Source organism: Candidatus Magnetobacterium casense (genome assembly GCF_019173545.1).
GTDB lineage: Bacteria > Nitrospirota > Thermodesulfovibrionia > Thermodesulfovibrionales > Magnetobacteriaceae > Magnetobacterium > Magnetobacterium cryptolimnobacter.
In genome coordinates this window covers 1-7542 of the sequence record NZ_JABXWD010000164.1, presented here as the reverse complement: position 1 = coordinate 7542, position 7542 = coordinate 1, and the positions used below count along the sequence as shown (strand labels likewise).

Genomic DNA, 7542 nt, shown 5'->3' with positions numbered 1-7542 from the left:
CTTTCGCAGGAATGACAGTTACAGGCGTTTTCCAAGTGTGTCATTCCTGGCTTGACCAGGAATCCATGATGCATAAAAGCATAGTTACCATGAAATATAAAGAGGATACTCGTTTTCTATATTAACACAATATAAAAATCCGACATTTTAATCTCTCCTTAATGTTTCATCTGTTATGATATATCTAAAGAACATAAAGAGGGGTAGTTACCCCGGTTCTTAAATGGTATCAGGAGGTAGTTATGAGAAGGTTACAGACAGTGTTTTTAGCTTTGGCGGTGGTGATAGTCATGGTGGCAAGCAATGCCTATACCAGCGGTAGGGAGGACGAGCATAAAGATGAGTATTACAAAGACCAAGGGCGACATGGTAAGATATATGGTGTGATTAAGGAGATGCCCAAGGAGTCTGTTGGCACGTGGACCGTGGGCAAGAGGAAAGTGGTTGTTACCGAAAATACGCACATCAAGGAAAAACATGGCAAGGCCATAGTCGGTGCATACGTGGAGGTTGAGGGAGGCTATGACGGTGATACGTTTGTTGCGGATGAGATAGAGGTGAAAAGAGCCAGGAACCGAAGCTGACACTACAGGGGGGTGGGGATTTCCCAATATCCTTTACATGTTATATAATCAGAGAGGCAGGATAAAAGCAATGAAACAGAGTAATGTAAGAAAATGTTGTTTCTCAAGGATGACCCTGATAAAAGCGTAATCCCCCTGGACAAAGGACAAATTGAGGGGCTTAACGGATGAAGGTCCTCATAGTGGAAGACGAAAAACACCTGGGAAGTATCCTCAGAAAGGGATTACAGGAACACTCCTTTAGCGTTGACCTGGCCGTTGACGGACAAGAGGGACTGTACATGGCAGAAACCTATCCCTATGACGCCATGATCCTTGACCTGATGCTTCCAAAGATGGATGGTCTGACCATTTTGAGTACCATACGGGCAAAGCAGATCGATACACCCGTTATCGTACTTACGGCACGGGCGGAGGTGGACGATAAGATAAAGGGACTCAACGTTGGCGCCGACGATTACATCGCAAAGCCGTTTAATTTCTCCGAACTGCTGGCCAGGCTCAGGGCGCTCCTGCGCAGAAGCAAGGGGGTGCCCTCTGCCCTGCTCACAATTGCGAACATGACGATAGATACAAATGCACGAACGGTCAGCAGAGGCGGTACAATAATCGGTCTCACGTCGGGTGAGTACAATCTCCTGCAGTACCTGGCGCTGAACAAAAACAGGGTCATCGGAAGGGCCGAACTGATTGATCACCTCTATGACTACGACAGTGACCGTGACAGCAACGTCATAGACGTCTACATCAACTATCTCAGAAATAAGATAGACAAGGGGTTTGAAAGCAAACTGATACATACCGTCCGGGGGGCGGGCTATGTGCTAAGGGATACCCCGTGAGTGTGCTAAGGTCTATAAAGGGGCGGTTGTTTCTCTGGCTGTTGTGTTTGACGTCTGGGCTGATAATGGCTATCAGTGCTTTCCTGTACTATGAAATCAAGGCGATCATATTTCAGGGCATCGATAAGACCCTCCATTCCAAGCTGCAGATAATAATTGGCCTCCTGCATGAAGAACACGGCGCCATAGAACTGGAACTGTCAGAGGTCATAGCCGGGGAGTATTCCATACCGCGCTCGGGGCACTACTACAAGGTGATAATGGATAATCGCATACTGGCGGTTTCTACCTCCCTGGTAAATGCCGACTTTGACCTGACCTCCCCCAACATAGAGCATCAGGATAAGAGACGCAATGAGATAATCTACACGTCCGTGGGGCCTGACGGCGAACCAATCAGGGTCTTGCAACAACAGACGGTCTTGCTCAACAGACACTTTAGCGTCTTTGCGGCGGAGGACATCTCTGCAAACCTGGCGATGATACGGGCGTTCAGGAATCTCTTATTCGTCCTGCTCCCTGCCGGCACTGTGTTTATATGCGCCGTGGGCATTCTTATCGTAAGGGCTGCCCTTATGCCCATAGATGCGTTTTCGTCGAGACTCAACACGATAACCCATCAGACACTGTCGCAGCGCCTTGACACCGGCAAAGAGGTCAGGGAATTAACGGGTCTTGCGGGTTCCTTTAATGCGATGCTTGATCGGCTGCAGGGCGTCTTTGAGAGTGAAAAGCGGTTGGTTTCTGATGCCTCACACGGACTCAAGACACCCATTTCGGTGATCAAGACCCACTGTGAGGTGCTGTGTCAGCGTCAGAGATCGGCAGGGGAGTACGTAGAGGCATTGGAGACAATCAAGTCCGTTGCCGATGCCATGGACAGGCTTGTGAGCAACCTCCTCTGTCTTGCGCGCCTTGACTCCGGCATCCTGACGGTTGCGGATTTCAGGCCGGTACGTCTGAGCGATTGTATCGAAAGCGCCATAGAAATGGCAATGCCCCTGGCGAAAGAAAAAAACATAAGTATCAGCAATTCCATAGCAGGCGACGTTGGCGTCCCGGCAGACAGGGACAGGTTGACAGAGGCCATTTTAAATCTGCTGACAAATGCCATCGAGTATAACAAAGACGGCGGTTTTGTGGGGCTATCGTCCGTTGTGGAAGGTGGCATGGTCAAAGTGCGTATTACAGATACGGGGATTGGTATTAAGGGGGTTGACATCCTAAACATCTTCAATCGGTTCTATCGTTGCGACAACCACGCAGTGTCCGATGGCAGCGGCCTTGGCCTGAGCATCGTGAAATCAATAATTCAGGCCCACGGCGGGTACATCAACGTTGACAGCGAAATTGACAAGGGCAGTTGTTTTACGGTCGTCTTGCCTGCAACGGAGGCGTTCAGAGAGCCGGGCTATCCGGCAGACGGTTGAGGCTTTTTGTCAATGTCTACCCCAGGATTGCAGCACCTATGCCCCCCGGAGAGGATTCGTTAATGAAAAGCACATTAATAGTCGCCTTCGTCTGTGCTTTCGTTTTCTTTATCGAGGTCGTACAGGGACATGGCTACTTCTCTGACGCGCTCGTCCCATCTGATGTCGTCCTTGTTGAGTTCGAGTTCGGCGTAAAAGTTCTCTACGTCGTGACCGACCAGCTTGTAGGGATTTTTGGGGGACTCGGGGTCTACGATTATGTGGCGGAGCTGGTGTCTGATCAATCGTACCTGGTCTTTCTTTTCGATGTTAGTAAATGTCAGCTTGTCCAGAAACAGAATGAAGTCATAGCCTTCGGCGGTGGCGGTGTCCTCTTTCGTGAGGTGTCTGGTGAGGTCGTTAGTCTTCTGTATCCGTCCCAGGACGATGTTACCGCTGCTGGTTCTCTTTTTCCTGTCAAACAGCACCCTGATGCTTACGTTTATGAGTTCGGAGAAGTACTGGTTCCTTACCTCATTGACCAGGGTTATGACGCTGGATGGTGCGTCCTCAAATCTGTTAAATGCCAAATTCCTACACCTCCTCCTTAGTATTGTCTCATTAGATTAACCGTGGAAGGGAGGGACAGGGCATGTTGTCCACCCAGCCTTCCCACCCCACGGGTTATTCAAAAGGGTTATTTCTTTGTAAGCGCTGCCACCCCTGGCAGTACCTTACCTTCGAGAAGCTCCAGAGAGGCGCCTCCACCGGTTGATATAAAGGAGACCTTGTCGGTCACCCCGGCCCTCTTAACGGCCAACACTGAATCTCCACCGCCAATGATGGTAGTGGCCTTGATATTTGCTACGGCTGCCGCCAGGTCAAAGGTGCCCTTGGCAAAGGTGTCTATCTCAAAGAGTCCCATTGGGCCGTTCCAGACGACCGTTTTGGCATCGGAGAGTGCATCTGCAAAGAGCTTGGAAGACTCCGGGCCGATGTCGAGGATGCGCCATCCTGCGGGGACCTTATTGGCCGGTGCCACCCTGGTAGGTGCACCCTGTTCCGCCTTTTCGGCTATCAGGCAATCCACGGGCAGGAGAAAGTTGACCTTGAGTTCCTTCATTTTTGCCATGACCTTTTTTGCAACATCGAGCATATCGTCTTCGCAGAGTGAGTCACCGATCTCATAGCCCATAGCCTTGAAAAACGTATTGGCCATCCCCCCGCCAACGATGACCTTGTCCACCTTGCTTGCCAGGTGGTCGAGCACACCGATCTTGCCCGATACCTTGGCCCCGCCAACGATGGCCACAAACGGCCTCACGGGCGATTCCACGGATACAAGCAGGTAGTTAAGCTCCTTCTCCATCAGCAGTCCTGCCGCCGAGGTCGGGACAAACTTGGTTATCCCTTCGGTGGTGGCATGTCCCCTGTGTGCGGTGCCGAAGGCGTCGTTTACGTAGACGTCGGCCAGCTTGGCCAGGGACTTGGAGAATTCGGGGTCGTTCTTTTCCTCTTCTGCGTGGAAACGGACGTTTTCCAAAAGCAGGACGTCGCCGTCTTTCATATCGGCGACCATCTTTTCTACCTCGGGGCCAACACAATCGGGGGCAAAGGCCACCTTTCTGTTGAGCAACCCCTCCAGGCACTTTGCCACGGGTTGGAGCGTGTACTTGGGATTGGGTTTTCCCTTTGGTCTGCCGAGGTGGGAGGCAAGGATCACCTTGGCGCCCTTGTCGATTGCCATGTTTATGGTCGGCAGGGCCGCACGGACGCGGTTGTCATCCGTGATGTTGTTTGCCTCATCAAAGGGGACATTGAAGTCAACCCTGATGAAGGTTCTTTTACCCTTGAGGTCGAGGTCCCTTATTACAATCTTGTCAAGTCCCATTATTACCTCCTGGAGATAACATACAGGGCGAGGTCCCGCAGGCGGCAGCTATAGCCCCACTCGTTGTCGTACCAGGATATGATCTTTGCCATGTTGCCGATGACCTTTGTCAGTTCTGCGTCAAAGATGGAGGAGTGTGGGTTGCCCTTAAAGTCGGAAGACACCAGGGGTATGTCACAGTATTGGAGGATACCCTTCATGGGGCCTTCGGCGGCCTTTTTAACGGCGGCGTTTAGTTCATCTTTTGTGGCCTCTTTGGCGAGTTCCACGGTGAGGTCTACGACGGAGACGTTAGGGGTTGGTACGCGCATTGCGAAGCCGTCGAGTTTGCCCTTTAACTCCGGCAGCACCAGACCGATAGCCTTTGCTGCACCGGTGCTTGAGGGGATTATGTTTATTGCGGCTGCCCTTGCGCGTCTGAGGTCCTTATGGGCAAGGTCCAGCACCCTCTGGTCGTTGGTGTATGAGTGGACGGTGGTCATGAGTCCCTTGACTATGCCAAAGGTGTCGTTTAAGACCTTTGCTACGGGGGAGAGACAGTTGGTTGTACATGAGGCGTTGGATATTATCTTGTGTACTGCGGGGTTTAGCTTGTCGGAGTTGACGCCCATACACACGGTGATATCCTCATCGGTGGCCGGGGCCGATATCAGAACCCATTCCGCTCCGGCTGCGAGGTGCTTTGCGGCGTGTTCTTTCTTGGTAAAGAGTCCGGTTGACTCAACGGCAATCTCTACACCGAGTGCCTTCCAGGGAAGCGCTGCGGGGTCTCTCTCTGCAACCACCTTGACGGGCTTGCCGTTGACCACGATTGTGTCGTCCTTGACGGAAACATCGGCCTTGAGATTACCAACCACCGAGTCGTACTGCAGCAGGTGGGCAAGGCTCTTGGCGTCCGTAAGGTCGTTTACCGCCACGATTTCTATTTCGGGGTTATCCATGCAGGCCCTGAAAAAGTTCCTGCCTATCCTTCCAAAACCATTTACACCTATTTTTACTGCCATTGAAACCTCCTAAAATTTAACTTAATATTTGAATATATAGCAGAGACTAAGCCTTACTATATTACACTACAAGTCTTGCAAATAATTGATCACCAGTCCTGTTGGAATCTTGGGATAGAAGTACGTTGACTTGGGCGGCATCTTGACGCCGGTTTGCGCCGAAAGGCGGATGTCCTCAACCCTTGTGGGGTTTAGTATGAATGCCGCCTTAAACTGGCCGTCCCTGACCATGTCTATGGTCTTTGCCGTATCCATTTCGTAACCGAAGTCGTTGATGTCAAAGAGTTGTTTAAACACCACGTTGTGTAACATAACGACGTCTGTGGCATCGAGGCCATGTAGTTGTTGCCCGTTGTAGCGCAGGACGTAGAAGCCCTCATGGCCGTGCAGGTACAGGCCAAAGGTGTGGGGTTGTCCGTCGATAGCCACGTTTATGGCATAGCGTGTGGAGAGGGCGGTCTTGTGCAGGGCCGGTGTTGTGATGTGTTCGACCGTAAACTGTTCTTTAAGCGTTGTGATGGGGTCTTTTGGTGCGCCATTGTGGTGTAGATTGATCAACCTGTGTGTAGGCAGGATGGTCAGACCGCCTTCTGCCGCATTGACCAGGAGCATCATAACGTAGTCGTAGTCCTTGCGTTGTGTGTCGGAGGCTCCAGCTTTGAGGGGGCATTGCTGCCGCATGATGCGTTGGTACTCCAGTGCGGTTTCGTAGCGGTGGTGTCCGTCGGCAATGAACAGGTCGTTGCCGCTGAGGTTAGCGCTTATGGCGGCGACGTCGTCGGGGGCGTTGATGATCCAGCATTTGTGGTGTATGGAGTCATCGTCGTCGAATTCAAAGTACGGTTTGGTGTTGAGTATCTTGGCATAGAGGGTGTCAAGTCCTTTATCCGGGTCGTTGTAGATGGCAAAGATCGGGCTGATATTTGCGCAACAGGCACGCATGAGGTTGAGTCTGTCGAGTTTGGGTTTTGCCTTGGTCATTTCGTGTGGATAGATACCCTCGCCGTGTTGTACTAGTTTCACGGCGGCAAAGACGCCACGCATGGCAATCTGTTTGCCTTCGACAGAGTAGTCGGTTTCATAGAGGTAGAATGCCGGTTGGTCTTCAAACTTGATGATACCGTCTGTGAGCCAGCCCTTGAGGCTTTCGGATGCCCGGAAGTACTTGTTGCATATATCGGTGTCATCGGCAAACTCCTTGCCGCACTCAACCCTGGCGATGTTGAACTGGCTTTTGAGGTAAAGCGCATCCTGCCTCTGCGGCGTGATGATGTCGTATGGGGGAGCAATGACGTCCTCCATAGCCACCCGCCCTGGGTCGTACAACAACCCTCTGAAGGGGATTACCTCAGTCAATCGTGTCTCTCTCAACAATCAAAGTGTGGGTATTATAGCATGTCCTGTGATTAAAATCAAACGAAACTTTTAGGGACTGAGTAGTTTGTTAAATTCGTTCTTTAATTCATCATTGTCCTTTACTATCCAATGCTTAAATGCAGTAAAGTCAGAGGAGTTGCTTAAGTGCCATTTTATTTTTTTATAAGTATCTTTGTTTTTTCCATACTTGAAATAGTCAAACAGCAAGTTTCCGAAAGCCATCACTTCTTCCGTCAAACTATCTCTAATACTTTTTGCTTCTTTCTTTTTTGTTTTGGTGGTTCCGGCATATACAGCGTTTAACAGCTCGACGGTTTCATGGACTTTACGTATCCTCTTTATATTTCATGGTAACTATGCTTTTGCAGTTTTTGGATTCCTGGTCAAGCCAGGAATGACAAACTTGGAAAAAGCCTGTAACTGTCATTCCTGCGA

At 50.6% G+C, this 7542-nt stretch carries 7 protein-coding genes; 3 read left to right on the top strand and 4 right to left on the bottom strand.

Going from position 1 to position 7542, the window contains the following annotated elements:
* Positions 1–242 precede the first annotated feature (242 nt).
* The 3 genes from HWQ67_RS09895 (at position 243) to HWQ67_RS20225 (ending at position 2856) form a co-directional block, all read left to right on the top strand.
* Positions 243–584, top strand: a complete 342-nt coding sequence (locus HWQ67_RS09895; RefSeq protein WP_218252527.1) for a DUF5666 domain-containing protein — start codon at positions 243–245, stop codon at positions 582–584.
* A gap of 167 nt (positions 585–751) precedes the next feature.
* Positions 752–1426, top strand: coding sequence for a response regulator transcription factor (locus HWQ67_RS09890; RefSeq protein WP_218252526.1), 675 nt, complete (start codon positions 752–754; stop codon positions 1424–1426).
* Positions 1423–2856: a sensor histidine kinase gene (locus HWQ67_RS20225; RefSeq protein WP_218252525.1), complete on the top strand. Its 1434-nt coding sequence runs from the start codon at positions 1423–1425 to the stop codon at positions 2854–2856. The genes HWQ67_RS09890 and HWQ67_RS20225 overlap by 4 nt, the downstream gene beginning before the upstream one ends.
* Before the next feature lie 74 nt (positions 2857–2930).
* On the opposite strand, the gene HWQ67_RS09880 is transcribed toward HWQ67_RS20225, so the two are convergent.
* From HWQ67_RS09880 to HWQ67_RS09865, 4 genes are all read right to left on the bottom strand, one after another.
* On the bottom strand, positions 2931–3425 hold the full coding sequence (locus HWQ67_RS09880; RefSeq protein ID WP_218252524.1) for a putative metallopeptidase: 495 nt from the start codon (positions 3423–3425) through the stop codon (positions 2931–2933).
* A gap of 107 nt (positions 3426–3532) precedes the next feature.
* Entirely contained in the window at positions 3533–4726 is a 1194-nt protein-coding gene (locus tag HWQ67_RS09875) for a phosphoglycerate kinase (protein ID WP_218252523.1), read from the bottom strand.
* A 2-nt stretch (positions 4727–4728) separates the two neighbouring features.
* Entirely contained in the window at positions 4729–5730 is a 1002-nt protein-coding gene (gene gap / locus HWQ67_RS09870; RefSeq protein WP_218252522.1) for a type I glyceraldehyde-3-phosphate dehydrogenase, read from the bottom strand.
* Between the two features lie 66 nt (positions 5731–5796).
* Positions 5797–7086 carry a DUF1015 domain-containing protein gene (locus HWQ67_RS09865; RefSeq protein WP_218252521.1) on the bottom strand — a complete coding sequence of 430 codons (1290 nt, stop codon included), beginning with the start codon at positions 7084–7086 and terminating at the stop codon, positions 5797–5799.
* Between the last annotated feature and the right edge of the window lie 456 nt (positions 7087–7542).

Excerpts from the sequence above, each read along its gene's own strand:
- HWQ67_RS09895 (WP_218252527.1), top strand. The coding sequence starts at position 243 with ATGAGAAGGTTACAGACAGTGTTTTTAGCTTTGGCGGTGGTGATAGTC.
- HWQ67_RS09890 (WP_218252526.1), top strand. The coding sequence starts at position 752 with ATGAAGGTCCTCATAGTGGAAGACGAAAAACACCTGGGAAGTATCCTC.
- gap (WP_218252522.1), bottom strand. The coding sequence starts at position 5,730 with ATGGCAGTAAAAATAGGTGTAAATGGTTTTGGAAGGATAGGCAGGAAC.
- HWQ67_RS09875 (WP_218252523.1), bottom strand. The coding sequence starts at position 4,726 with ATGGGACTTGACAAGATTGTAATAAGGGACCTCGACCTCAAGGGTAAA.